The following is a 25,283-nucleotide window of genomic DNA, read 5'->3' as shown; positions in this document are numbered from 1 at the left end:
TGTAGTCACCCTGTACAACCGAACCAACTGGCCTATGTGTTAAGTCAGTTACGAAAGGCTCTTCCCGTATCGCGCTTTCGGGTGCAATCTTCTCATCTCGTCGACGCGCGCTCGACGCCCGGCCGGAGGTCGTGACGCTCGTGCGCAGACACCGCCCGCGCGGGGGACCGGCGCACCACTCCGGCAGGCGCACATTCCTCCATGGAATCTTCACCCTTGTGACTACGGGGACGCGGCGGGAGCGCCGTTCAACAATTCAGCCCGCTTTCGCCTCGCAAGGCGAAGACCTCTCAAGCGCCGCCGTGTATTCCGTGATCAAGTTCTTGAGCGCCGATTCATCCTTGCGTCCCGGTTCGAAGACCCTGATGACCGTGGAGATGTCCGCCTCGACCACGTCCTGGGCGGTGCACCGGGTGATGGATACGGCGGCCGAGTCCGTGTACGCGATCGTGCGGGCCGCCGCGGACTTGGGGTCGTGGGCGGAGAGTTGGTCCACGGCGATGTCGCGCGCCGCCGCGCCCGGTTCGCGTCGCTCTCGTTCGACGGACAGCACGACCCTCTTGTCCACCGCGACCTCGCAGGTCGTGATGGCGTCGGGGACGGGGGTGTCCGGCTTGACCGACACCCGCTTACCGGGCGGCAGCAACGGCGCCAGCGTCGCCGCCTTGATGTGAATGCCGCACAGCGAGGACGGCACGGCGTACTCACGCTCGGCCGAGTCGCCGCATCCCGCTGCCGCCGCCACCATCACGGCGGTGACGGCGGCCAGAGGCAGGAGCCGCACGCCGCGAGCCGGCCTCAGTGATGGCTTTCCGAGTTCCACTGTGCTCCGTCCGAATGGCTGATGCCGGCTGCTGCGGATCGAGCTTCCTACAGGGGCGTTGCACGGGCGGAGATGACGGCGGGTAAGAATCTCCACAACTCTCGGTGGCCTGCATGTCGTCGAAATCGCGATCACGGAATTGCCGAAGATCCGGAAGCCAGCGGACTGAAGCGGATGGGGACCGAACTCACAAGGCCCTCCATTACGGACACACGACGACAACTCGCGCCGTCCACAAGACCTTCACTTGCGCAGCATCTCGAGCATCGGTCCGAGTGGCCACTCTTCGCATCCGAGTTGCTAACTTGACCGGAAGTCTGCCGTCCAGCGGCAGTATCCGGCGCGCGCACGCGGGGGAAGGAGCTCACTCATGGCGTGGGACGAGTGGGAGCAGCTGAAGAGCGAGGCGGCGGGGCGTCAGTCGACGCAGATGCAGCTGAACCGCGTGCCGGACGACGAGGGGGGCGGGCCGCCGCCGTCCCAGTACGGCGACCTCGCGGTAGGGCACGGAGACCTCGAGAAGGTCGGTTCGGACGCCCACAAGCTGTACAGCCAGATGTGGGACAAGGCCCGGGTGGCCGTACCCAGCAGCGACTCGGCGGCATCGGACCTCACGAAGCAGGGATTCGCGCTGGGCGGGGGCCTGCAGGAGGTGTCGAACCGCTGGGAGGAGCAGCTCCGCTCGCTCATGGACGCCACCGCGCAGATCGCCAACCACATGCACCGTACGAAGAAGCTGCACGGCGCCGACGAGGACTTCATTCAGCGTCAGATGAGCAGCATCGACATGCTGGACGCCGGCTTCGACGAGCGCGTCGGTGACCCCGGCAAGAAGAACCCGGTGTACGGCGAGCCGAAGAAGGAGGACGACTGATGCATTTCGAGGCGCTCCTCCACGGCAACTTCAAGCTCCTCGACGACGCCGTCGAGGACTGGTCGACGATGGTCAAGAATCTCGACGCGCTCGCGAAGGAAGCCCGTACGGGCATGAAGGCGTCCGCGGGCAAGGCCGTCTGGGCCGGCGCGAATGCCACGGTCTCCAAGGAATTCATCGGCAAGACGGTCGGTGAATTCGACGACGCGCACACCCAGGCGAAGTCGATCTACGACATTCTCCGGGACACCGCGGGTGAACTCAGGACGTACCACGGCAATCTCACGACGGCGATACAGAACGCGGGCACGAGGGACATCAGCGTCACGGCGTCGGGCAACGGCGGCTTCACCGTCCGCGCCAAGGACGACGCCAAGGACCCCAAGCCGACCGACGGCGACGTCACCGGGGTCCGGAACGAGATCCAGAAGATCGTCGACGGGGCGAGCGAGAGCGACGACACGGCCGCCACGGTCCTGCGCCTGCTGGTCAACCAGACGTCCATGGGCTTCTCCGACGCGAGCTACTCGGACCGTGACTCCGCGGCCGCCGCCGTCAAGGAAGCCGACGAGCTGGCGAAGCTCGCGCAGAAGGACCCGAAGGACCTGTCGGTCGAGGAGTTCGACCGGCTCAACGCCGGGTTCAAGAAGTACGCGAACGACGAGCTGTTCTCCGAGCGGTTCGCCACGAAGGTCGGCCCGCAGAAGATCCTCGAGTTCTGGACGGGGATCAACGACCCGGCCCGCGGCAACTACGAGCTGGGGCACGAGCGGCTCGACCAGTTCGACGACCTCCAGCGCAACCTCGGCCTGTCGCTGGCCCACGCGACGCAGAGCGACTCGACCGCGATGTACGAGTGGAAGTCCAAGATGATCGACTTGGGCGACAAGCCGCTCTACGGCGATCGTGGCGGGCCGATGGGCTTCCAGGTCATGAGCAACCTCATGCGGACCGGCGACTACGACGACCGGTTCATGGAGGACTACGGCACCAAACTCATGGCCACCGAGCGCAAGCTCACCGGCGACGGCGAGCACCGCAACTTGGCGTGGCAGCACATGGGTATGGACCCCTGGCTCAACCGGATCGGCGAGGACAGCGGTTCCGACCCGCTCACGGGCTACCTGAAGGGCCTGTCCAACAGCCCTGACGCGGCCACCTCGTTCTTCAACGAGGAGTACACGCCGAAGGACGGCGACAAGGCGGCGGCCAGCAACTTCAAGTACCTCTTCGAGGACCGGGAGTGGCCGCAGGAGTCCGACATGCACGGCGACGAGCTCAACACCGGGCGCAACAACCTCGCCCTGGCGCTGGAGGCCGGGACGACCGGTCATCCGGCGGGCGAGCTGCCGACGGCGGACACTCCGGCGCACACCGCCGACCAGGCCGGGCTGATGCGGGACCTCGTCAACTCCATCTCCGAGGACCCGAACCGCCTCAAGGACCACGACTACATGTCGGACAGCATCGGCCAGATCGGGTCCGAGTACCTGCCCGACATCCACCGGGCGATGGCCGACGGCCCCACGGTCGGCAACGGCGACAAGTCCGGGTGGAACCTGCTGTACCCGAACGACGGCGCGGACGCGAAGCTCGATCACAGCGCCGTGTCCCGCTTCCTGGTCACCGCGAGCCAGAACCCGGAGGGTTACAGCGCGCTGAGTGTCGGCGAGAAGGCGTACACCGCCAACCTGATGGACTACCACCTGAACCCCGATCTCCCCGAGGACCAGCGCTACCCGCACGACGCGAAGGACACGATCACCAGCCTGTCGCGCAAGTCCGGCGAGTTCAGCGGTCTGCTCGCCCAGGGCCGGCAGGAAGCGGTGCTCGGCCCGGCGAACGAGAAGGACGGCGACTTCGACTACGCCGTCAGCCAGAAGAAGAACGTCATCTCGGGCATCGTCGGTACGGGTGTCGGCATCGGTACGAGCTTCATCGCCTCCCCCGTGGTCGGCGCGGCCGCGGGCGGCGCCGCAGGCACCGTGACATCGGTGGTGATGGAGGCGTTCTTCAAGGACGACTCGGGCCAGTACCGCTCGGAAGCCGGTCATGACATCGCGACGCGGTGGGAGACGATCAAGGACACCACCACGAACGTCAACTACGCGGCGGCCACCGAGGCCGCCAAGGCGCACCACGCGGGCTACTCGGACCAGATCGACACCTGGGTCAGCGAAGGCACCGCGACGGGCTTCAACGACGCCAACACCGACATCCACGCGATGGCCAAGGACCTCGACACAGAGATTCCGGACTGATGGTGCACGACCTGATTCTGCGCGACCCACCGGCACGATCACCGAAGGCGATGGAAGACGTCATGCAAGGACTCCCGCGGGGCAGAGCACGTTCGCTCTTGGCGGCGGCGATCGGTGCAGCGTTGCTCCTCGCTTCGGTCTCCGCCTGTTCGTCGTCCGCACCCGAGCGGGAGTACGCGACGCCGAAGGAGCTGTGCGGCACCAAGGTGTCCGCCGGTTCCCTGGAGCCGCTGCTGCCGCCGGGGAAGAAGATCGCGGTCGAGCCCACGTCGGCGGTCGGCGTGAAGCGCTGTCGCCTTGAGGTCGACGGGGAGGTTGTGTTCTCCACCAGTGTGGAGAAGCGGGGCGCCGACACCTCGGCCCGTGACGTCGCGACGTCCGCGCTGGGGGTCAATCCGAACGACCCCGGCGCGGACAACGGACGGTTCATCTACTCGAAGACCGGGGCCGTCGGGCGGGTGAAGTGCCCGAAGTCCACCGATGTGGACAGCTCGTTCTGGGTGACGGCACGTGTCTCGGACGACGCGGATCCGGCGGACATGCACCGGTTCGTCAAGGAGTACGCGACGGCGGCGGCCGATTCGGGGGCCTGCGCCGAGGGGTGAGTGCTCTCAGCAGGACCCCTTGTGGCTCGTCGCCGCGAGCTCGTACCGGGCTGACGGCGGCAACTTCCCACCTCTCCGCCTTCGAAGGGGGCGCGGCAGACGGGGCGGCTCAGGTGTAGCTGGACCTCGACGATTCGGCAACTCGGTGCGGGAGGGCGTCGGTCCGAGACCGCGTGCAGGCGTGAGGACTGATCGGCCGCGCCAGGCCCTCCCGAGCACCTGGCAGCGGCTCTCCTGTTTCGCTTCGCGAGAGGCGCGGTGGCGCCGAAAGGGTCAGCTCGCAGCCGGGGAAGGCGTCTCGTCGGCCTTGATGCCGAAGTTGACGTTGTCGCCGTCGACCGAGGAAACCTTGACCGTCACACCCAGCGTGCTGCCGTCGCTCGCCGTGAGCGTGCAGCGGCCGGTGTTGCCGACCTTCCCGACAAGGTCCTCGGGGCAGGTGACGTCCGGCTTCGGCTGGCCCGTGGTGGCGGCGAGCTTTTCGGCGACCGTATCGGCCAACTTGCTCTTGGACAGCTTCGGGTCGGACTTCCCCGCACTCACCGACGCCGAGCAGCCGACGAGCAGCGCGCCTGCAGCTACGGCCGACAGGGCACACGTTGCGGCGGAGAGGCGGGACTTAATCATGGGGGTGGAGTCCGTTCCGGTGATGAGAGAAGCAGGTCGCAGAAAGCCGAAAAGGGGCAGTCCGCCCCCTTCGACGTGCCCAGCATATGGCGCACAGGAGACACTCACCTGGCACACATTTCCGAAATCAGGGTAAATCGGAACACTCCATGGACTCTTCGCGCCACCAGCAAAGAATCTCCACTCGCGCAATCTCTCGCTGCGTTCACGAGGTCAACCTCGGTTCACAGGGGCACACGGCGTCGACGATAATGTCGCCCTATGGAACAGCTGCTTCAGATCCTGACGAAGATCGTCTTCTTCACGTTCATTGCGGGAATGTTCACGCTCGTCATCAGGGCGTTCGTGCGCAACAGCCGAGAGCACGACCGGATCCGGAAAGGCTGGGCCGACCTCGAAGGGGTCGCCGCCGCGCGTGGCTGGACCTATGAGAGGCGCTCGCCCGGACGGGCCACCGAGTACTGCGGTGTGGGCCCGATGCCGGGCAAGGGCTCGGGCCTGACCGCGTGGCACTACATCACAGGGGAGTTCCGCGGTCGCTCCTTCAAATGCTTCGAGTACCGCTACACGGATCCCATGTCGCCCACCACCCAGTCCGGGAGCAGGAAGCTCACGTACGAGTCGGTGTTCCTCGTCTCGGCGCCCGGCCCAGGGGCGTACATGCATATGGAGCCGCCGAGCAAGCTGGACAGGGTGTTGGGGCGAGGGCCCAGGAAGCTGCTCGATGTTCCGGAATTCGACGAGAAGTTCCGAGTTGACAGGCATGACGAAGCTTTCGTCCGGAACGTCCTGACTGATGACGTGAGGGCCTTCTTCCTCTCGGATCAGCGCGCTGAGAAGAACCCGCTTCGAGTGCGCGACGACGAACTGTTCACGTGGTACACCGGCACCCTGACTCCGCAGGACATCGAGGACCGGTTGGACTACCTGTGCGACGTTGTGGAACGAATTCCCGCGCAGGCATGGACAGCCGCCTGAGAAGGGCAAAGCGCCCCTTGCCCCGGATCAAGAATGCACCGGGCCAAGGGGCGCTTTGCGTGTGCCGACGGTTAGTTGGCCTCGCCGACGGAGTCATCGGCCTGCCGCACCGTTCGCAGGAATTCCTTGTAGTCCTCGATGACTTGACCGAGTTGGTTCTGCGTCGCGGTGAGAACGATTTCGATCACTGCGCGCTGAGCCGGGTTCCGCACGTCCTCCATGCCGAGGTACACCTGGCTCTGGCACAGCTCGACGGGCTCCCCTCGCAGCGTGGTCGAGAGAACGAGGTTCTGCACGATTCCCGGAGAATCCGTGAGCCCGGGGAGGTCCGGCGTCCCGATCTCCGTCTTCTTGAGAACGCGCACGGGCCCGCCCTGCTCAAGCCGAGGTACCGACTCGTCTGCAATCTGCGCAATGGTGGCGCCATCGTTGCGCATCTCGCCGGAGATGGTGATATTCGCTGTGAATCCGCCGTCGATGGAGCCCGCGTGGAGCGCGACGAACGCGACGTTCGGTGCTCCGACCTCGTCCGGCGGCGCCGCCTGCCAGCCGTCCGGCAACGAAAAGGAAATCTTGACCGGCAACGTGGCTGCCATGGTGGATCCAATCCTTCAGTGATCTTCAGCTCGGGCTAGAACCAGCCGCCGACTGTGCTGTCCCAGACATCGCCCACGGCGTCGGCACCATCGCTGAGCGCGCCGGTCAGCTTGCCGGTATCAACGGTGACATTGAATCCGACCTTGCCGCCAAGACCCAAACCCACTCCGGCGTCGCCGCCGATGGTGAACTTGCCGTCCTTCATGCCCAGATCGGCATGTGCTTCGGCTCCCACGCCTGCCCAGGCCTCGCCGGTCGCACCAGCGCCGATACCGGCAACGTCGGCAGAGGCGGATCCTGTCGCCTTGGCTCCGGCGAACGCCTCCGCGCCGCCGTGCACTCCGTCCTTGCCGGCGGAGACGTTCGCCGACGCATCGGCACCCACGAATGCCTTCGCCTCACCCTGGACTGCGGCGACGCCGTACTCCACGCTGCCGTTCGCGGACGCCTGGGCGAGATACGCCGTTCCCGAAACGCCGGCCTTGAACCGTCCGTCGGTGACACTCAGGCCGGCCGAACCGTCTACGCCCAGGGCTTGGGCACCTGCGGCGTACTTGTACTTGGCATCGCCCCATTTCCCGTCGCCGTCGATGCCGTCCGACCATACGCTGGCCTTGCCCGACCACTCGGCGATCTTGATACTCACCTCGGCCTTTTTGGGCGGTGTGCCCTCATCGTCGGCGCCGGCCGCAGCAGTCTTGTCCCGGAAGTACCACTTGCCGTCCTCGCCCTTGCCCCACTCCTTCTCCCTGTGGCGTGGGTTTTCCCTGGTGCCGAACCACCGCTTGTTCTCCCTTTGCCACGCCTCGGGCGCTATGGCGCTCTTACCGACGCCGTGGTCCTCCAACCACTTCTTGGCGTCCACGCCACTTCGGATCGCGGTAAGCCAGCCAGGGCTGTCCTTGGAGTCGCCCGCGAGGTCGTGGAGCTTTTTGGTGAGCTTCTCGGCCTCTTCCTTGAGCTGCTTCTGCGCACCCTTCAGGAGGGCTTCGGCGCCCTCGTGGTCCCCGGCCTTCCACTTGTCGATCGCGGTTCCGGCCTGCCCCTGTGCCCAGGTCAGCGTGGAGACATACGAGTGGACGGCCTTGGACGCCCCCGACATCGCGTCGCTCGCGAAGTACCAGTTGGTCTTTTCCTTGCCCAAGGTGGGCCAGAAGGCCTCGCTGGCCTGACCGACCCAGCCCTTGATGCGCAGGTCGCGCAAGCCGTCGCCGATCTTCTCGAACTTGTCCGACCAACCGTTGAAGGCGGTCTCGATGTCGCCGAGCTTGCCGGCTTCCCCCGGGATGAGATCCTTCGGGTCGTCAGTCGACCCGAGCGTCGCTGCCATTAAGTGCGGAATCCCTGTTCTGTTCTTGTTCTTGTTCTTGTTCTTGTTCTTGAGTTCGGGTCAGTGCTGGATCAACACCGTCAGGCAAGCGCGGTCTTGACGGACTTCACGGCGTCACGGATCGCCTCATCCGTGTCCTCGTAGTGACCGTTGGCCGCTTCCAGTCCGTCGGCCAGAGTCGCCGCGCAGTCGGCCAGGAACGCTCCCCCCGACTCCCACGTCGCGCAGAATGTCACCAGGGAGGCGGCCACGTCATCGTTCCCCATCTTGGTGGACAGGTCCGCCGCGTCCCCAAGGTCCACCTTCTTGACCGGTTTGAGGATTTCCACCATGTCTTTCGCGCCCTGCTTCAAGACGCCTGGGCCGACTCCGAGATCCGCAGCCACGGCAACTCCCCCTCTTGCAACTCCACTTGCACGCCCACCCGACAGCACTGGGAAAAGGCACGCTACCAGCGGAAACGCGCCTCAACGCGCCCCCTCACGGCCCCTTCACCACTCCGCCCCACGCCCCTTCCGGCACCGAGGGAAGCCCCGAACTCCCCACGCCTGCAGGCCAACCCGAGGGCAAGCGCAAGAAGGGAATTCGCCAGTCCGCTCGGCGCCGATATTTCTGCGGGGGACGTGGTCCTATCGGCCATCGGTATCGAGCCCACCGATGTCAGCGGCCGCGGGCATGCTCAAGTTCGTCAAGGAGTACGCGAACTCCTTTGCTCAGGACGAGGGTTGCGGCAGGCCCTGACGCCTCAGCACGGGCCCTCCTGCGATGTCACCGTCAGACGGTACGCCCGCTCGGTGACGGTTCCCTCGCCGCCATCGATGCCCGGCGGCGTGTAGTCGTCCTTCGCCCGCCGGGTGCGCTCGAGGTGCGTGCAAAACGCCACGTCCGCGCCGTCCGCCTGCACCGTGAAGTAGGCGTCGGTGTCCGTGTTCGTGTCGGCCGGGCCGGCGTCCACGCCTGCCTCGGGTGCTCCCCCGCCGCCGTACTGGATCACCTTGTCCTCGAGCAGGGACGCGTAGTCGTCGAAGTAGGCGGAGTCGGTGGTGAGTCCGTCGTCGCGGTACATCCAGCCGTCCAGGTCGTCCGTGGCCCGGTGCACCGCGCTGGTCAGTTCGTCGTCGCTCCACCCCGAGTCGGCGGAGACCCTCAGCAGGCTGAACCCTTCGAACACCATGACGCCGGCCAGGACGAGGAAGATCACGCGGCCCGCGACGAACGCGGCGTCGGGGAGGTCGGGCGCGGACGGGTTGAGGCTGTGGCGCCAGCCGCGCACACGGTCCGCTTTGACGCACGCGGCGAGCAACAGCACGGCGGCGATGCCGAAGCTCAGCGCGATCATCGCGTTCATGCGCCGCCCGCCGTCCTCCGGCCCCGCCGCCGCGCGTCCCGTACGGCGACGGCCGCCCCGCCCAGGCCCGCCACCAGCACCGCCGTCCCGACGACCGTGTACGTGGCCAGGCGGGTGTCGCGCTGTTCCGCTGTTTCGCCGAAGTGGAGCTTCGCCGCCGTAGGAGCCTCCGCCCGGGTGACCCCCTCGTTGGGGGACGGGGACTCGATCGGGTGATCCGGGTCCTCCGTGACCGCGCGGACGGGGTCGACGACGCCCCAGCCGACCAGGCGGTCGTGGCCCGACGTCGAGCGTTCCGCGGTCTGTTCGATCTGGGCGACGACCTCCGCCGCCGTCCAGTCGGGGTGCTTCGCCTTGACGAGGGCCGCGACTCCGGCCACGTAGGGGGCGGAGAAGCTGGTGCCGTTGTCCGAGCAGTGGCCGGCGCCCGGAACCGTGGAGACCATGTCCACGCCCGGCGCGGCCACGCCCACGAATTCGCCCGACTGGGAGAACGAGGCGCGTTCGTTGTTGCGGTCGGATGCCGCGACCGCCAGGACGCCGGGGAACGAGGCCGGGTAGGTCTCCTTCACCTTGCCGTCCAGGCCGTCGTTGCCTGCCGAGGCGACGACGACGATCTTGGCGGCCAGCGCCGAGTCGACCGCGTCCTGCAGCACTTGGTCGGGCTTGACCGCGTTCGCCGTGTCCTGGGAGATGTTGATGACCTGGGCGCCCACGGACTTCGCGTACACGATGGCATCCGCGAGGGTCTTGGCCGTGCCGTGGCCCTCCGCGTCGTTCTGCTGGATCGGGATGATCGTGGCCTCGGGGGCCAGGCCCACGAAGCCGGTGCCCTTGGCCGGACGCGCTGCGATTATGCCGGCGACGCGCGTGCCGTGGCCCACGGTGTCGGTGGTGCCGTTCTCCTTGCCGCGTTCTATCTTGCTGCCGTTGTCGTCCTTGAGGTTCTTGGGCAGCAGGTTCTTGCCCTTGGACGTGTCCACGGCATGGGTGAGTTGCGGGTTCTTGACGTCAACGCCCGTGTCGATGACGGCCACCTTGACGCCCTTGCCCTTGGTCTCGCTCCACAGGTCGTCGAGCAGGACGCGCTGGAGCGACCAGGGACGGCCCTCGTACTTGGGGTTCTTCGGGCCGAAGGTGCACTGTTCACCCTCGGCGGCCGCGGGCCCTGCGGGCAGGAGAGCGGTGGTTGTCACCGTCACGGTCAGCGCGGCGGCCATGGCCGCCCTGCGTGTCCACGTGGCTGCGGATTCCCTGGATGCGTACGCCATCGTGTCCCCCGGCCCTAGGAGCCCTGCGGCTGGCGGGCCGCTGTCGTCGACAGGCGCGGGCCGGTCGGCAGGAACTGCGACCAGGCGTACGGGATCGGCGCCGGGTCGACCTTGTCGTAGCCGAGCCTGGTCACCGCCTGCTTGGCCTGCTGTTGCTGGTCCTTGCGCTCCTTCGCAGTGGTGCCGATGCCCGCGTCGTCCGCACCACTGTCACTGTTCGACTGCATCGCGTACCGCAGGCCCGTGTCGGTGACCAGGAAGACGGGGCCCGCGGCGGTTTCGGTGCCCTGGAACTGGCGGTAGAGCTGGCCCGATCCGGCGGTGACGTAGGCACTGGAGGAGCCGGTGGGAAGAGGCGCGGGGAACTTCGTGCCCGCCCATGTGCTGAGCGTGGTGTCGCCGTTGTCGCGGTCGACCTTGTTCAGGACGTTGCAGACGGTGTTGCGGCTGCCGGTCCCGGTGGAGGCCTCGTTGACCTTGTTCGGCGTGTACGTCGGCCAGTTGCCCGGCCCGAAACTCTGGCCGGCGGCCACGGCGCCGGGGCTCACCTTGAGCGGCTCGCCGCCCTGGTTCAGGGGAACCAGGTCGGGGCTGTACAGGAGCAGGTGCGCGGTGAAGTCGCTGACAGGGGCGACCTTGCCCGGCAGGACGACGTAATACTGGTCCGGCGTCTTGAGGACCATGCCGACCCGGTTCGCAGAGTCGTCGAGCGTGCTGTTCGCGTTGGCGGAGTCGCCGGGGTTGCCCTCCAGCGTCGGGAAGGTGATCGGCGTGCCCTTGTGGAGAGTGTCGAGCCAGTCCCTGGAAACGCGTTGCGGCTCCTGGTTCGCGTCGGTGACGTCGAGGGCGGTCAGGAGGTTCTGCTGCTTCTTCTTCGTGGTCTGCCTGGCGATGGGGTAGGCCGTGCCGCCCGCGTCGACGACGTACTCCGTCTTGGCCTTGTCCGGGCCGACGACGTACATCAGGTCGCCGCCGTGCAGCTTCGACTCGCGGCCCTCGGTCTTCGGCTCGTCCCGCTCCGCGAGGACGAACGCCGCCTTCTGGATGGCGCGGCCACCGTCGCCCGGGCGCTCGCAGACGGCCCAGCGCTTGGCGGACTCGGCCTCCGAGTCCGGCGGCAGGCGGTCGGGGGCGTACGGGATGCCGATCGTGGCGCCGTGCGGGATCTTGCCGCTGTCGAGCACCGTCTCGGACACCGTCACGATGGGGTTGTCGCTCGGGTCGACGAGGAGTTTCGCCGACGCCATGTTGAGGACGGGGTGCAGCTGGACCTTGCCCTTCGTCTCCAGGACCACGTAACGCGTCGTCGACTTGCTCGCGACGATCACGTTCTTGTGGAGTTGATCCCACTTGGGCGGCGCTGTCGGCTTGAACATCCCCCACGCCCCGAAGACCGCGAGGACGACGATGCCGACGATGACGCCCGGCAGCACCGCACGCAGCGGCTTCGGTGCCCCTTCCTCCGAACCGGAGGGTGAGGGCTGGAGAAAGGACGCGAGCGTACGACGCTTCGCGAAGGTGTAGGCGTTGAGTTCGTCCCGCCGTGATGCCATCTGTGTCCGCTTCTCCCCGTGCAGCGCTCGGGGGTACCTGCGTCCCCCGCCCTCCGTTGTCAGACCCGGCCCCTACTATGCCTGTTGCGTGGTTGTGCATGTGGGACGGGTAGGGTGCTGGGGCCTTCAAAGGCCCTGTGCAGCAGGGATTTTCGGGAGAGTTCGGGGGATTTGGAGTGATGGCTTCCGCAACGCGGACCCGGTCGCGGTCGCAATCCCGGTCGCGGTCGGGTGGTCGACCGGGACCTGGGGACGGTGCGCCGTCGGCTCGGTCCGGCGGTGGGGCCGGCTCTCCGGCGGCGCCCGCCGGTCCGGTCTCGCTTCATCTGAAGTCGCGTTCCGGACGAGCCGGGTCGTTCCGGCTCCAGCAGATGGTGATGATCGAGGTCGCCGCCGCGCTGGTCGTCGGCGCCGCGGTCGTCGACAAGCTGGCGCTGGTACCCGCGGGCGTCGTCGCCGTGATCCTCGTCCTGTTCGCTCTCGTACGCCGCCGGGGGCGGTCGCTGCCCGAATGGCTCGGTACCGTCCTTGCCCTGCGCGGGCGCAAGCGCCGTGCGGCGAGCACGCCGGTCCCGCCCGGCACGGAGCCGGGCCTCGCCCCCGCCGTCGAGTGCGACCCCTCGCTGCGGACGTACAGCTACAGCCGCGGTGACGACCGCGACCAGCGGCCCATCGGCATGGTCGGCGACGGCGGCTTCCTGACCGCCGTGCTCCAGGTCGAGTCGGACGCCACCGCCCTGCGGGCGGAGCGCTCCCGGCGGCCGCTGCCGATAGGGATCGTGCGGGACGCCCTCGATGTCGACGGGATCCTGCTCGAATCGGCGCAGATCGTGCTGCACACGCAGCCCGCGCCCGCGCTGCACCTGCCGCAGCAGTCCGTGGCAGTGAGCAACTACGCGCCGCTGCAGGCCCAGACCGGCTCCCCCGCCGTCCGCATCACGTGGATCGCCCTGAAGCTCGACCCTGAGCTGTGCCCGGAGGCCGTGGCCGCGCGCGGCGGCGGCACCGTGGGAGCGCAGAAGTGCGTGGCCCGCGCGGCCCAGCATCTGGCGAGCCGGCTGACCGGCGCGGGCTTCCGCGCCAGCGTGCTGACGGAGGAGGAGCTCACGGCCGCCGTCGCCACGTCGGCGTGCGCCAACCCGATGGTGACGGCGCAGGCCGGGCGGAGCGAGCTGCCGCAGCGCAGGACCGAGGAGTCCAGCCGCAGCTGGCGCTGCGACAACCGCAGGCACACCACGTACTGGGTGCGGCGCTGGCCCCAGCTCGGCGGATCCGGGCCCGCTCTGCACCAGTTGGTCGCACTCCTGACCACGGTGCCCGCGCTGGCCACGACGTTCAGCCTGACGCTGTCCCGCGGTGACCAGCGGGACATCCAGCTCTGCGGCCACATGCGGATCACGGGACGCAGCGAGAGCGAGCTGACCACGGCCCGGCGATCCCTGGAGACCGCGGCCCGGCAGGCCAAGACGGGTCTCGTGCGGCTCGACCGCGAACAACTGCCCGGAGTTCTCGCCACGTTGCCCCTCGGAGGTGCGCGCTGATGGCCATGACGTCATCTCCCCCGGCCGGGGCAGGATCCTCCTGGGACGGAAATTCCTGGAACGGCAATGGGAACGCGAACGGCAGTCCGGGCGGGGCTCCCTCGCCGGCCGCCGGTGACCGCTCCCGTACCGGGTTCGGGCTCTTCGGGCCGCGCCACCAGCGCCACACGCTCTCCGTCGAACAGTTGGACACCCTCGCGCTGCCCATCGGGGACGACGGTGTCGTCGTCGGCGTCGATGCCGACGGCCAGCCTGCCGTGCTCGGGGTGAACCGGCCGACGCCGTACGACATGGTGCTCATCGGTGGCCTGTGGACTGCCCAGGTGCTCGCGCTGCGGGCCGCGGCGACCGGCGCGCGGGTCGCGGTGGAGACCGGGCGGGCGCAGGCCTGGGCGCAGTTGGTGCAGGCGGTCGGTGGCGGCCAGTCCGGGATGACGGTGCACGACGTCGGGCGGGTGCCGCCGCAGGGCGCGTCCGCCGGTGGCCCGGTGCTCGTGGTGCGGGACTGCGGTATGCGTCCGCCGCGCGGGCGCGTGGCGTCCGCGCCGTGGCAGTCCGTGCTGACGCTGCTGCCCTATCTGAGCCCGGTGGCGCCCCGGTTGATGCGTCAGGCGCGGCTCGTCGGGGTCCAGCGCGTTTCGCCGGACGAGGCGGCGGAGATCGGCCGCGTCATCGGACTGCCCCGTGGCGAGTGGGAGTCCCTGCCGACGCTCGCTGACGGGGTCACTCTGTGGTGCACCGACCGCGACCGGCAGTACGTGATGACCCGGGCGACGGACGCCGAGACCGGATTGTTGGGTAACGCACGCCGGATGGACTGAGGCCGGTCCGAAGCCTGCCGCGGAGCGTTCCGGCGATCGAACTCGTTCCCCTTTGCGGCTTATTCGGGCAGTTTGCGCGTGACGGATGGGGGGGTGTTCGTCACTTCCGTATCGCTTGGGCATCACTTGTTGGCCGGGTGTGACCCATCGGACGGCGCCGGGGGGACGGACGGGCCTGCCGTGCACGTGGTTTTGGTGATTAGGCTGGGACAAGGACGCGCGCGTGAACCCACGAACGGCTCGTACGCGTCCCAGGGGAAGAGCGCGGCGGATCGGACGACAGGAACGGTCGCCCCCCACCACGGCACGAGGGTGCTCGACCACACCAGGAGGCATTGTGAACAGCGATCGGGACGAGATCCGCGGGGGCTGGGACACACCCGTCGATGATCACTCCGACGCGGAGTCCGCCACTGAGACGACGGGCGAGTTCACCATCGACTACGCCCCACCGGCCTGGTACACGCAGAACGCGTCGTCGGGCACGGGCGAGACCCCCTCGGCCACCCCGGCCACGCCTCCACCGCCGGTGCCTCCGGCCCCGGCGCCCACGCCCGCGCCCGCACCCCAGGCGCCGCCCGCGCCCTACACGCCGTACACGCCCGCCGCTTCGGCCGCCGAGCCGGACGCGGGTTCCGGGAACGGGGATCTGGAGAGCGGCGCGACGATGCGGTTCTCCGCGGCCGCGCTGAAGCGGGAGTTCGCCGAGCTGGCCGCGCAGGGCGAGCAGAAGGCCGAGCCGACATCCGGGCCGACGACCGAGGAGCAGGGCGGGGACGCCGCGTCCGCCGACGCGCAGGCGGGTGCTGACGGCGAGAACTCCGACTCCGGTGAGTCCGGTGACTTCGCCGTGGTCGCCGCTGCCGGGCCCTCCGGGGACGCTGCGGACGACGGGGACACCGACGCCAACGCCCACACCGACGCCGCTCAGGCCTCGACCGATGACACCGACTCCGAGGCCGCTTCTGACGACGCGTCCGAGGCGGAGGGGTCGACCGGTTCGGACGACTCGGGCGACACCGGCTCCGAGACCGCCGGAGCCGCTCCTACGGCAGCACCGGCCGACGCGAGTGCGGACACCGGCACCAGCGTCGGCTCCGACGCATCGGCCGATGCGCAGAACGCCCCCGCCGCCTGGGCCCCGCCGCCCGTGCCGCAGGAAGGTATTCCGCCTCTCCCCCCGGCGTTCCAGCCCGCCGCCCCCACGTCGGCCCCGCAGTGGCCCGCGCAGCAGCAACCGCAGCCCGGCGCCCCGGTTCCGGCCCAGGGCGCGCCCGCCCCGCCGGCCTGGCCCGCGCAGAACACCCCGCCCGCGCCGCAGGGTGGTTACGGCTTCCCGCAGCAAGCGGCCCCCGGCGACCCGCAGCAGCCCGCACCTCCGGCACAGCAGCAGGGCTACGGGTTCCCGCAGCAGACGCCGCCCGCAGCAGGCGCACCGAACCAGCCTGCCCCTCAGGGCGGTTACGGGTTCCCGCAGCAGCCCCAGCCCGGCACGCCCAACCAGCCCGCCCCGCAAGGCGGTTACGGGTTCCCGCAGCAGCCCCAGCCCGGCGCGGGCTACGGGTTCCCGCAGCCGCAGCCCGGAGCCCCGGCTCAGGGACACCCGGCCGCGCCCAACTCCCCGGCCCCGCCCGCCCCGCACCTCCCGGCGCAGCAGCACCCCCAGCAGCCGCCGGCGCCGCACACGCAGCAGCCCGGTCCCCAGCCCCCCGTCGGACAGCAGCCGCATCCGCAGCCGCCCGCGCCGCAGGCCCCGGCCCCGCACCCCGAGGGCCGGCCCGGCCACCCCGGCCAGCCGCAGCCCGATCAGCAGTTCCAGGGCCAGCCCGGCCAGCCGTTCCCGGGGCAGGTGCCCCCCGCCGACCCGCGTGCCGGTGGCGCCTGGCCGCAGCCCATTCAGCACGACCAGCGCACGCCCACGAACGTCGGCGGTGCGCCGCTCGGCTACACGGCGGCCGTGGAGCTGTCGGCCGACCGGCTGCTCAGCAACAAGAGGCAGAAGGCGAAGAGCACCCGCCCCGGCGGCGCCAACTCGCGCTTCAAACTCGGCGGCAAGAAGGAGGAGGCCGAGCGGCAGCGGAAGCTGGACCTGATCCGCACGCCGGTCCTGTCCTGCTACCGGATCGCCGTCATCAGCCTCAAGGGCGGCGTGGGCAAGACGACCACGACGACCGCGCTCGGTTCGACGCTCGCCACGGAGCGCCAGGACAAGATCCTCGCCATCGACGCCAACCCGGACGCCGGCACGCTCGGCCGCCGTGTGCGCCGTGAGACCGGCGCCACCATCCGAGACCTGGTGCAGGCGATCCCGCACCTCAACTCGTACATGGACATCCGCCGGTTCACCTCGCAGGCGCCTTCCGGCCTGGAGATCATCGCGAACGACGTGGACCCGGCGGTCTCGACGACGTTCAACGACACGGACTACCGCAGCGCGATCGACGTGCTCGGCAAGCAGTACCCGATCATCCTGACCGACTCCGGCACCGGTCTGCTGTACTCCGCGATGCGCGGCGTCCTCGACCTCGCCGACCAGTTGATCATCATCTCGACGCCGTCCGTCGACGGCGCGAGCAGCGCCAGTACGACGCTCGACTGGCTGTCGGCGCACGGGTACGCGGATCTGGTGTCGCGTTCCATCACGGTCATCTCCGGGGTCCGCGAGACCGGCAAGATGATCAAGGTGGACGACATCGTGTCGCACTTCGAGACGCGGTGCCGCGGCGTCGTCGTGGTGCCGTTCGACGAGCACCTGGCGGCCGGCGCCGAGGTCGACCTCGACATGATGCGGCCCAAGGTGCGCGAGGCGTACTTCAACCTCTCGGCGATGGTCGCGGAAGACTTCCCGCGGGCCCAGCAGCAGCAGGGCCTGTGGACGTCGGACGGCAACCCGCCGCCCACCATGGCCCCCCCGGTGCCGGGTCACCAGCAGCAGCCGTACCCCGCGCAGCAGCCTTACCCGGGCCAGCCGTATCCGGGGCAGCCGGGCACGCCCCAGCCGCCCGCGCCGGGGCAACAGCCCGCTCCGGGGCAGCAGTTCCCGGGTCAGCCGTACCCGGGCCAGCCGTATCCACAGCAGCCTGGCCAGGCCCAGGCCGGCGCCCCCGGCCAGCCCCAGCAGCCGGGTCAGCCGAGCCGGCCCGGCCCCCCTCAGATGTGGCAGCAGCAGCCCCCCGCGCCGGCCCAGCCGGGCCAGCCCGCACCCGGCCAGCCGCCCGCTCCCGGTCAGCCCGGCCAGCCCCTCCCCCCGTACACCGCACAGCCCCAGCCGCCTCAGCAGTAACAAGGCTGATATTCCGGCCCCCTGGGCACACGAATGGCCCGCACCGACACCACGGTGCGGGCCATTCCCTTGCCTGCCGAAACTCCCTCAAATACCCACCAGGCACCCATCGTTGAGCGCAACGGGCATCACGCCCTGGCCTGCAAAGCGTCAGAGGTCTCGACCAATGTGCGTGAAATGCGGGTCAACTCGTTATTTCCGCAGGCCACATGGGGTTCATGTGTCGTTGACGTGCGCAGACCGCCGCTGATAGACACACACATCAACCAGCTGGCGTCCCATGATCAACCTGCCACTCCTGCGTGAGCAACGACGCGAGGTCACCGACCCATGGACACAAAAGATCAGCCCAAGAGAGCACACGCTCCGCTCTTCTCCCGTTCCCCACGGCGCGCGCCCCGCCGGACCCTGCGGGTCCTCCTGGCCGCCGGCGCCGCGGCGTTCACCCTGACGGCCGGCCTCGCCACGCCGCTCAACCCCGCACCCCAAGAGGCCAAGGCGGCCGACGGCGGCAAGAAGGTCCTCACCGTCGCCCTCGCCCAGAGCGTCGACTCGCTGAGCCCGTTCCTCGCCCAGCGACTGGTCAGTACGAGCATCCACCGGATGATGTACGAGTACCTGGTCAACTACGACCCCAAGGACAACCACGCCGTCCCGGGCTTCGCCACCGACTGGAAGCCGTCCGCGGACAAGCTCACCTGGACCTACACCATCAGGTCCGACTCGAAGTGGTCCGACGGCAAGCAGGCCACCGCCGCCGACGCCGCCTTCACCTTCAACAAGATGATGACGGACGAGGGCGCCGCGACGGCGAACGGCAGCTTCGTCTCCAACTTCGAGAAGGTCACCGCTCCCAGCGCCACCCAGCTGGTCATCGAGCTGAAGAAGCCGCAGGCCACGATGGCCGCGCTCGACGTCCCGATCGTGCCGGAGCACATCTGGAAGAACGTCAAGGACTTCTCGAAGTTCAACAACGACAAGACCTTCCCGGTCGTCGGCAACGGCCCGTTCGTGCTGACCGACTACAAGGTCGACCAGTACGTGAAACTGAAGGCCAACAAGGACTTCTGGCGCGGCGCGCCCAAGTTCGACGAGGTCGTCTTCAAGACGTACAAGGACCAGGACGCCGCGGTCGCAGCCCTGCGCAAGGGCGAGGTCTCCTTCGTGGCCGGCTCCCCCGCCCTGACGCCCGCTCAGGCGGCTTCGCTCAAGGGCGAGCAGAACATCAAGGTCAACGAGGGCCCCGGCCGCCGCTTCTTCGCGCTCGCCACGAACCCGGGCGCGCAGACCAAGGACCGCAAGAAGTTCGGCAACGGCAACAAGGCCCTTCTCGACCAGAAGGTGCGCCAGGCGCTGTTCCTGTCGATCGACCGCAAGGCGATCGTCGACAAGGTCTTCCAGGGCCACGCCGTCGAGGGCGAGGGCTACATCCCGCCGCGCTTCGGCGACTACTTCTGGAAGCCGTCCGCCAGCCAGGCCCTCGGGTACGACCCCGACAAGGCGGGCAAGCTGCTCGACGAGGCCGGGTACAAGATGAAGGGCAGCGAGCGCGTCGGCAAGGACGGCAAGCCGCTCAACTTCCGCATCCTGTGCCACGCCACGGACCCGAACGACAAGGCGATCGGCAAGTACCTCAAGGAGTGGTGGGGCAAGCTCGGCATCGGCCTGAAGGTCGACTGCCTCGACGACGTCTCGGTGCCCTGGTACGCAGGTGAGTACGACCTCGCGTTCGACGGCTGGTCGGTCAACCCCGACCCGGACTTCGTCCTCGGCATCCACACCTGCGCCGCGCTGCCCGTCAAGGCCAAGGAGAGCGCCCAGACGGACAACTTCATCTGCGACAAGACGTACGACGACCTGTACAAGAAGCAGCTCGCCGAGTACGACCCGGCCAAGCGCGCGGACATCGTCAAGCAGATGGAGTCCTGGCTGTACGACTCCGGGTACATGAACGTCATCGCGTACCCGAACGCCGTCGAGGCGTACCGCACCGACCAGATCAAGTCGATCCAGACCATGCCCACCGAGGCCGGCAACATCTACGGCCAGGACGGGTACTGGAGCTGGTGGTCGGCCGTTCCCGCCGGCGCCACGACCGACTCGGGCGGTAAGAGCAGTTCCAGCTCCACCGGCGTGATCATCGGTATCGTCGCGGCAGTCGTCATCCTCGGCGGCGGCGGACTGTTCCTCACGAAGCGCCGCCGCACCTCGGCGGACGACCGCGAGTAGCAGCACCCGGTCAGGAGAGAGCGCGTCACGTCCGTCCGCAGGCGTCGCAAGTACCGCACGAGTAACGAGAGTTCCACATGACAGCAGAGAGCACTCCGGCGCTCGTGCAGAGTGCGGACACCGACGGCCCGGCGCAAGCCGGGCCGTCGGCGGCCCGCGGTCCACGGGCGCGCAACACCAAGGCCTATCTCCAGTACGTGGCGGGCAAGATCGCGGGGGCGATCGTGTCGCTCTTCGCGGTCCTGGTCACCAGCTTCTTCCTGTTCCGCCTGATCCCCAGCGATCCGGTGAAGCAGATGACCGGCGGGCGCCGCGTCTCGGCGCAGCAGCTCGAATCGCTCCGCCACCAGTTCGGCCTCGACCTGCCGATGTGGCAGCAGTTCACCAACTACATCGGTGACGCGCTGACCGGCGACTTCGGCACGTCGTACCAGTTCCACACCCCGGTCATCGACAAGATCACCGAGGCGCTCCCGGCGACGCTGCTCCTGACCGGAACGGCCTACGTCCTCTACACCGCGCTCGGCATCTGGCTGGGCACGCGCACCGCCTGGCGCAACGGATCGCGCAGCGACCGTTTCAACACCGCGTTCGCGCTCACGCTCTACTCGATCCCGTCGTTCTGGCTCGGTCTGCTGCTCATCATCGTCTTCTCTGTGGGGCTGGGCCCGATCCCGGGTCTGTTCCCGACGGGCGGTCTGGAGTCGGGCGGCGAGAGCGGGTTCGCGTACGTCCTGGACGTCGCGCACCATCTGGTCCTGCCGGTGGTCACGCTGGTCGCGGTCGGCTACGCGCAGACGCTCCTCGTGATGCGCTCCTCGCTGCTCGACGAGATGGGCAGCGACTATCTGACGACAGCGCGCGCGAAGGGCCTGCGTGACGACGTCGTACGCCGCAAGCACGCCGTCCCGAACGCGATGCTGCCCACGTTCACGCTGATGTTCGTGAACCTCGGGCACGTCGTGGCCGGGCAGATCCTCGTCGAGACGGTCTTCTCCTGGCCCGGGCTCGGCGGCCTCTTCTACTCGGCACTCAGCGTGCCCGACCTGCCGCTCGTCCAAGGGCTGTTCTTCGTCTTCGCCACCGCGGTGATCCTGGCGAACACCCTCGCCGACGTGCTGTATCCGCTGCTCGATCCCCGGGTGGGCCGATGACTGCCGACACGAACGACCTCGACACCGCGCAGCTCCCGCCGCCGGCCGAGAAGAGCGCGCGGGCCCTGGCGCGGGCCCGCAAGCGCCGCTCCGCCGCCCGCTTCTGGCGCGAGTACCGCACCCACCGGAGCGGGCTGTGGGGCCTCGCAGGTCTGATCCTGATCGCCCTCATCGCGATCTGCGCGCCTCTGCTCGTCGGCGCGGACTCGCAGAGCGTCACCGACGCTCCCGGCGGCGCACTCGAAGCTCCCAGCGGCGAATTCCCGCTCGGCACCGACCAGTTCGGCCGCAGCGTGCTCGCCCTGCTGGTGTGGGGTGCGCGCGTGTCCCTCACCGTGGGCCTGCTGGCCGCGTTCCTGTGTGTGGCGATCGGCACGGTCGTCGGCATCGTCGCGGGCCACTTCCGTGGCTGGTACTCGACAGTCCTGATGCGGGTCACCGACTGGTTCCTGGTGATGCCGACGCTGGTCCTCGCGATCGCGCTCGCCACCGTGATGTCCCGCTCCATCTGGACGGTCATCCTGGCGATCGGCGTGACGACGTGGCCGACGACGGCCCGTCTGGTCCGCGCCCAGACGCTCGCCGTGGAGTCGCGGCCGTACATCGAGCGGGCCCGCGCGCTCGGCGGCGGGCACGGGCACATCATGCTCCGCCACGTCCTGCCGAACGTGATGCCGCTCGTCCTCGCGCAGACCACGCTCGTGATCTCCAGCGCCATCCTCACCGAGGCCACGCTCGCCTTCCTCGGCCTCGGCGACCCGACGATCACATCGTGGGGCGGCATGCTCCAGGACGCGCGCGAGGCGGGCGCGGTCAGCGCGGGCGACTGGTGGTATCTCGCGCCGCCCGGACTCGCCATCGCGCTGGTCGCGCTCGCGTTCACACTGTGCGGCCGTGCCATCGAAGCCGTCCTCAATCCGAAGCTGGGGGTGGCCAGGTGAGCCTTCTCGACGTCAGAAACCTCGAAGTGACGTACGCGGGCGGGGCGCGGGCCGTGCGCGGTGTGAACCTCAGTGTCGACGCGGGCCAGAAGCTCGGTATCGCCGGCGAGTCCGGCTGCGGCAAGTCGACGCTCGCGCTCGCGCTGCTGCGTCTCCTGCCGGCCGGCACGAAGGTCTCCGGCGAGATCCTGCTGAACGGCGAGGACGTCCTCACGATGAAGTGGGGCCAGGTCAGGGCCGTGCGCTGGGCCGGTGCCTCGATCGTGTTCCAAGGCGCGATGCACTCGCTCAACGCCGTGCACCGCATCGGCGACCAGATCGCCGAGCCGATCCTGCTGCACAGGAAGGCGACGCCGGCGGGCGCGAAGAAGAAGGTCGCGGAGCTCCTGGAGCACGTCGGCCTGCCCGCCGCCCGCGCGGACGCGTATCCGCACGAGCTGTCCGGCGGCCAGCGCCAGCGCGTGATGATCGCGATGGCGCTCGCCTGCGACCCGGGCCTGATCATCGCGGACGAGCCGACGACGGCCCTCGACGTGATGATCCAGGCGCAGATCCTCCGCCTGATCGAGCAGCTCGTCTCCGACCAGGACCTCGGCCTCATCATGATCAGCCACGACCTCGCCGTCCTCTCGGACACCTGCGACCGCCTCGCGGTGATGTACGCGGGCCGCGTCGTCGAGGAGGGCCCCGCCTCCGAGGTCTACGAGAACGCGCAACACCCCTACGGGAAGGCCCTGTCGGCGGCGTTCCCGCGGATCGGCGACATCGCGTCCCGGTTCGCGCCGCGCGGTCTGCCCGGCGACCCGCCCGACCCGTCGGCGCTGCCCACGGGCTGCACGTTCCACCCGCGCTGCCCGGTGGCGCTCGACAGTTGCATCAGTGAGGACCAGGAGCTGCGGGACGCGGGCACGGCCCGGCTGGCGGCCTGTGTGCACGTGGGCGGCGCCACCGATCCGGACGACGCCGCCGGCGCCGAGGCAAGGAGCACCACAGCATGACCAGTACGTCCCCCCTCCTCACGGCCGGCGCGCTGCACGTCACCTTCCCCGGCCGCCGTGGCGCCGACCCCGCGCGGGCCGTGGACGGCGTCGACCTCGACATCGCGCCCGGCGAGATCGTGGCGCTGGTGGGCGAGTCGGGCTGCGGCAAGACGACGCTCGCCCGCTCCCTGCTCGGCCTGGTACCGCCGACGTCCGGCCGGGTCACGTTCGACGGGAAGCCCCTCGACTACTCCTCGCGCGCCCTCAAGGCGTACCGCAAGCGCGTGCAGCTGGTCCTCCAGGACCCCAGCGGTTCGCTGAACCCGCGGCACACGGTGTACGACGCGGTGGCCGAGGGCCTGCGCATCCACGGGTGCGCGGGCGACGAGCGCGAGGCGGTGGCGAACGCCCTGTCGCGAGCCGGACTCCGCCCGCCGGAGCGCTTCTTCCTGCGCTACCCGCACGAGCTGTCGGGCGGCCAGCGGCAGCGTGTCGTGATCGCGGGCGCGCTCGTCCTCGACCCCGAACTGATCGTCGCGGACGAGCCCGTGGCGTCCCTCGACGCGTCGGTGCGCGGCGAGATCCTCGCGCTGCTGCTCAGGCTGCGCGACGAACTGGGCCTGTCCGCCCTCGTGGTGACGCACGACCTGGGTCTCGCCTGGAACATCGCGGACCGGGTGGCGGTGATGTATCTGGGCCGGATCGTGGAGACGGGAACGGTGGAGGAGGTCCTGACGGCACCTCAACACCCGTACACGCAGGCTCTGTTGTCGGTTCTGCCGGAAGCGCCGGGTGATCCGGTCGTCCTGACGGGCGAGCCGCCGGACCCGTCGCGCATCCCGTCCGGCTGCCGCTTCCACGCCCGCTGCCAGATCCTGGCGTCGGGCGAGGCGGAACGGTCGGGCGTGGCGAACCGCTGCCGCGGGGAGGACCTGCCGGTGCTGTCGGGCGCGAGCACGACCCAGGTGGCCTGCCACTGGGCGTCGGCCCAGGCCGGCCGGCCCAAATCCAGCCCGTCCGGCGCTTGAGGACCAGGGGTCCGGGGGCAGCGCCCCCGCGACCTCGGCCGATCCCGCCTACTCGCCCTCGTACGCCTCGACCAATTCCCGCGACCGCTTCACGTCGTCCGCGATGGCGACAAGGAGCGACTCGATCGAGTCGAACTTCGCCATGCCGCGCACATAGGCGAGGAAGTCGACGGCGACGTGCAGCCCGTACAGGTCGAGGTCCACGCGGTCGATGGCGTAGGCCTCGACGGTGCGCTCGGTGCCGTCGAACTGCGGGTTGGTGCCCACGGAGATCGCGGCGGGCATCGCCTCGTCCCCCACGTGCAGCCAGCCCGCGTAGACGCCGTCCGCCGGGATCGCGGTGTGCGGGAGCGTCTCGACGTTGGCGGTCGGGAAGCCCAGCTCGCGGCCGCGCTGGGCGCCGCGCACGACCACGCCCTCGACGCGGTGCGGGCGGCCGAGGATCTCGCGCGCGCCCTCCATGTCACCCTCGGCGACGAGCCGCCGGGTCAGCGTGGACGAGAAGGGCTCGCCGCCGCCCGCCGAGCCGCTCACGTACAGATCGACGACCTCGACCTCGAAGTCGTACGTCGTCCCCTGCTCGGCGAGGAACGCGACATTGCCCGCGGCGCGGTGGCCGAAGCGGAAGTTCGGCCCCTCGACGACGAGGCGCGCGTGCAGCTTGTCGACCAGGACCTTCGCGACGAAATCGGCCGGCGACAGCTTCGAGAACTCGGTGGTGAACGGAAGGATCAGCAGGGCGTCGACGCCGAGCTCGGCCATCAGCTCCGCCCGCCGGTGGTGCGGGGCGAGCAGCGGAGGGTGGCTGCCGGGGCGCACGACCTCGCTGGGGTGCGGGTCGAAGGTGACCACGACGGCGGGCACACCGAGCTCACGGGCCCGCTCGACGGCCCGGCCGATGATCAACTGATGGCCGCGGTGCACTCCGTCGTAGGAGCCGATGGTGACGACGCTGCGCCCCCAGTCCTGGGGGATGTCCTCCAAGCCACGCCAGCGCTGCACGGTGATTGCTCCTCGCGAACCTGTGTACGACTGTTAC

The 25,283-nt window shown here is 69.2% G+C and carries 21 protein-coding genes; 12 read left to right on the top strand and 9 right to left on the bottom strand.

What is annotated here, in order from left to right:
* Positions 1–256 precede the first annotated feature (256 nt).
* Positions 257–784: a hypothetical protein gene (locus CG723_RS21815; RefSeq protein ID WP_100595155.1), complete on the bottom strand. Its 528-nt coding sequence runs from the start codon at positions 782–784 to the stop codon at positions 257–259.
* Between the two features lie 409 nt (positions 785–1,193).
* Between CG723_RS21815 and CG723_RS21810 the strand changes: the two genes are divergently transcribed.
* The 3 genes from CG723_RS21810 to CG723_RS21800 all read left to right on the top strand — a co-directional run bounded on the left by CG723_RS21810 (position 1,194) and on the right by CG723_RS21800 (position 4,563).
* Complete coding sequence (locus tag CG723_RS21810; RefSeq protein WP_100595154.1) at positions 1,194–1,697, top strand: hypothetical protein; 504 nt, start codon at positions 1,194–1,196, stop codon at positions 1,695–1,697.
* The gene (locus tag CG723_RS21805) at positions 1,697–3,958 is read left to right on the top strand and encodes a hypothetical protein (RefSeq protein WP_100595153.1); all 2,262 of its coding nucleotides are present in this window, start codon (positions 1,697–1,699) and stop codon (positions 3,956–3,958) included. The genes CG723_RS21810 and CG723_RS21805 overlap by 1 nt, the downstream gene beginning before the upstream one ends.
* Before the next feature lie 122 nt (positions 3,959–4,080).
* The gene (locus CG723_RS21800; protein ID WP_159032502.1) at positions 4,081–4,563 is read left to right on the top strand and encodes a hypothetical protein; all 483 of its coding nucleotides are present in this window, start codon (positions 4,081–4,083) and stop codon (positions 4,561–4,563) included.
* A gap of 273 nt (positions 4,564–4,836) precedes the next feature.
* On the opposite strand, the gene CG723_RS21795 is transcribed toward CG723_RS21800, so the two are convergent.
* Positions 4,837–5,190 carry a DUF4333 domain-containing protein gene (locus CG723_RS21795; protein ID WP_100595151.1) on the bottom strand — a complete coding sequence of 118 codons (354 nt, stop codon included), beginning with the start codon at positions 5,188–5,190 and terminating at the stop codon, positions 4,837–4,839.
* A 261-nt stretch (positions 5,191–5,451) separates the two neighbouring features.
* On the opposite strand from CG723_RS21795, the gene CG723_RS21790 reads away from it, so the two are divergent.
* Complete coding sequence (locus tag CG723_RS21790) at positions 5,452–6,168, top strand: hypothetical protein (RefSeq protein ID WP_100595150.1); 717 nt, start codon at positions 5,452–5,454, stop codon at positions 6,166–6,168.
* A gap of 71 nt (positions 6,169–6,239) precedes the next feature.
* Here CG723_RS21790 and CG723_RS21785 read toward each other — a convergent pair whose 3' ends face one another.
* The 6 genes from CG723_RS21785 to eccB all read right to left on the bottom strand — a co-directional run bounded on the left by CG723_RS21785 (position 6,240) and on the right by eccB (position 12,267).
* Complete coding sequence (locus CG723_RS21785) at positions 6,240–6,764, bottom strand: hypothetical protein (RefSeq protein ID WP_199841841.1); 525 nt, start codon at positions 6,762–6,764, stop codon at positions 6,240–6,242.
* A 35-nt stretch (positions 6,765–6,799) separates the two neighbouring features.
* On the bottom strand, positions 6,800–8,095 hold the full coding sequence (locus CG723_RS21780; RefSeq protein ID WP_100595149.1) for a putative T7SS-secreted protein: 1,296 nt from the start codon (positions 8,093–8,095) through the stop codon (positions 6,800–6,802).
* A gap of 80 nt (positions 8,096–8,175) precedes the next feature.
* Positions 8,176–8,481, bottom strand: a complete 306-nt coding sequence (locus CG723_RS21775) for a hypothetical protein (RefSeq protein ID WP_159032501.1) — start codon at positions 8,479–8,481, stop codon at positions 8,176–8,178.
* Positions 8,482–8,840: 359 nt separating this feature from the next.
* Entirely contained in the window at positions 8,841–9,443 is a 603-nt protein-coding gene (locus tag CG723_RS21770) for a hypothetical protein (protein ID WP_100595147.1), read from the bottom strand.
* Complete coding sequence (gene mycP / locus CG723_RS21765) at positions 9,440–10,714, bottom strand: type VII secretion-associated serine protease mycosin (RefSeq protein ID WP_199841840.1); 1,275 nt, start codon at positions 10,712–10,714, stop codon at positions 9,440–9,442. The genes CG723_RS21770 and mycP overlap by 4 nt, the downstream gene beginning before the upstream one ends.
* Positions 10,715–10,728: 14 nt before the next feature.
* Positions 10,729–12,267: a type VII secretion protein EccB gene (gene eccB / locus CG723_RS21760; protein WP_100595145.1), complete on the bottom strand. Its 1,539-nt coding sequence runs from the start codon at positions 12,265–12,267 to the stop codon at positions 10,729–10,731.
* 179 nt (positions 12,268–12,446) lie between these two features.
* Here eccB and eccE point away from each other — a divergent pair, with 179 nt between their 5' ends.
* The 8 genes from eccE to CG723_RS21720 all read left to right on the top strand — a co-directional run bounded on the left by eccE (position 12,447) and on the right by CG723_RS21720 (position 24,244).
* Positions 12,447–13,808 carry a type VII secretion protein EccE gene (gene eccE, locus CG723_RS21755; protein WP_100595144.1) on the top strand — a complete coding sequence of 454 codons (1,362 nt, stop codon included), beginning with the start codon at positions 12,447–12,449 and terminating at the stop codon, positions 13,806–13,808.
* Positions 13,808–14,629: a hypothetical protein gene (locus CG723_RS21750; protein ID WP_442802579.1), complete on the top strand. Its 822-nt coding sequence runs from the start codon at positions 13,808–13,810 to the stop codon at positions 14,627–14,629. The genes eccE and CG723_RS21750 overlap by 1 nt, the downstream gene beginning before the upstream one ends.
* Before the next feature lie 337 nt (positions 14,630–14,966).
* Positions 14,967–17,912 (top strand): SCO5717 family growth-regulating ATPase, encoded by a 2,946-nt coding sequence (locus tag CG723_RS21745; protein WP_100595142.1) that lies wholly within the window; start codon positions 14,967–14,969, stop codon positions 17,910–17,912.
* A 330-nt stretch (positions 17,913–18,242) separates the two neighbouring features.
* Positions 18,243–20,141 (top strand): ABC transporter substrate-binding protein, encoded by a 1,899-nt coding sequence (locus tag CG723_RS21740; protein ID WP_100595141.1) that lies wholly within the window; start codon positions 18,243–18,245, stop codon positions 20,139–20,141.
* Between the two features lie 77 nt (positions 20,142–20,218).
* Complete coding sequence (locus CG723_RS21735; protein ID WP_100595140.1) at positions 20,219–21,295, top strand: ABC transporter permease; 1,077 nt, start codon at positions 20,219–20,221, stop codon at positions 21,293–21,295.
* Positions 21,292–22,236: an ABC transporter permease gene (locus CG723_RS21730; protein ID WP_100595139.1), complete on the top strand. Its 945-nt coding sequence runs from the start codon at positions 21,292–21,294 to the stop codon at positions 22,234–22,236. The genes CG723_RS21735 and CG723_RS21730 overlap by 4 nt, the downstream gene beginning before the upstream one ends.
* On the top strand, positions 22,233–23,234 hold the full coding sequence (locus CG723_RS21725) for an ABC transporter ATP-binding protein (RefSeq protein ID WP_100595138.1): 1,002 nt from the start codon (positions 22,233–22,235) through the stop codon (positions 23,232–23,234). The genes CG723_RS21730 and CG723_RS21725 overlap by 4 nt, the downstream gene beginning before the upstream one ends.
* Positions 23,231–24,244, top strand: coding sequence for an oligopeptide/dipeptide ABC transporter ATP-binding protein (locus CG723_RS21720; protein ID WP_100595137.1), 1,014 nt, complete (start codon positions 23,231–23,233; stop codon positions 24,242–24,244). The genes CG723_RS21725 and CG723_RS21720 overlap by 4 nt, the downstream gene beginning before the upstream one ends.
* 48 nt (positions 24,245–24,292) lie before the next feature.
* Here the strand turns inward: CG723_RS21720 and CG723_RS21715 are convergent, their stop codons facing one another.
* Positions 24,293–25,246, bottom strand: coding sequence for a bifunctional riboflavin kinase/FAD synthetase (locus CG723_RS21715; RefSeq protein ID WP_100595136.1), 954 nt, complete (start codon positions 25,244–25,246; stop codon positions 24,293–24,295).
* Positions 25,247–25,283 lie beyond the last annotated feature (37 nt).

Source organism: Streptomyces sp. CB01635, from assembly GCF_002803065.1.
Taxonomy (GTDB): domain Bacteria; phylum Actinomycetota; class Actinomycetes; order Streptomycetales; family Streptomycetaceae; genus Streptomyces.
The sequence above is the reverse complement of the archived record's forward strand: the minus strand, read 5'-3'. Positions and strand labels throughout refer to the sequence as shown.

Bases quoted from the DNA above. Each gene is read 5' to 3' on its own strand.
- CG723_RS21810 (WP_100595154.1), top strand. From the start codon at position 1,194: ATGGCGTGGGACGAGTGGGAGCAGCTGAAGAGCGAGGCGGCGGGGCGT.
- CG723_RS21805 (WP_100595153.1), top strand. From the start codon at position 1,697: ATGCATTTCGAGGCGCTCCTCCACGGCAACTTCAAGCTCCTCGACGAC.
- CG723_RS21795 (WP_100595151.1), bottom strand. From the start codon at position 5,190: ATGATTAAGTCCCGCCTCTCCGCCGCAACGTGTGCCCTGTCGGCCGTA.
- CG723_RS21790 (WP_100595150.1), top strand. From the start codon at position 5,452: ATGGAACAGCTGCTTCAGATCCTGACGAAGATCGTCTTCTTCACGTTC.
- CG723_RS21785 (WP_199841841.1), bottom strand. From the start codon at position 6,764: ATGGCAGCCACGTTGCCGGTCAAGATTTCCTTTTCGTTGCCGGACGGC.
- CG723_RS21780 (WP_100595149.1), bottom strand. From the start codon at position 8,095: ATGGCAGCGACGCTCGGGTCGACTGACGACCCGAAGGATCTCATCCCG.
- CG723_RS21770 (WP_100595147.1), bottom strand. From the start codon at position 9,443: ATGAACGCGATGATCGCGCTGAGCTTCGGCATCGCCGCCGTGCTGTTG.
- mycP (WP_199841840.1), bottom strand. From the start codon at position 10,714: ATGGCGTACGCATCCAGGGAATCCGCAGCCACGTGGACACGCAGGGCG.
- eccB (WP_100595145.1), bottom strand. From the start codon at position 12,267: ATGGCATCACGGCGGGACGAACTCAACGCCTACACCTTCGCGAAGCGT.
- eccE (WP_100595144.1), top strand. From the start codon at position 12,447: ATGGCTTCCGCAACGCGGACCCGGTCGCGGTCGCAATCCCGGTCGCGG.
- CG723_RS21750 (WP_442802579.1), top strand. From the start codon at position 13,808: ATGGCCATGACGTCATCTCCCCCGGCCGGGGCAGGATCCTCCTGGGAC.
- CG723_RS21740 (WP_100595141.1), top strand. From the start codon at position 18,243: ATGGACACAAAAGATCAGCCCAAGAGAGCACACGCTCCGCTCTTCTCC.
- CG723_RS21735 (WP_100595140.1), top strand. From the start codon at position 20,219: ATGACAGCAGAGAGCACTCCGGCGCTCGTGCAGAGTGCGGACACCGAC.
- CG723_RS21730 (WP_100595139.1), top strand. From the start codon at position 21,292: ATGACTGCCGACACGAACGACCTCGACACCGCGCAGCTCCCGCCGCCG.
- CG723_RS21720 (WP_100595137.1), top strand. From the start codon at position 23,231: ATGACCAGTACGTCCCCCCTCCTCACGGCCGGCGCGCTGCACGTCACC.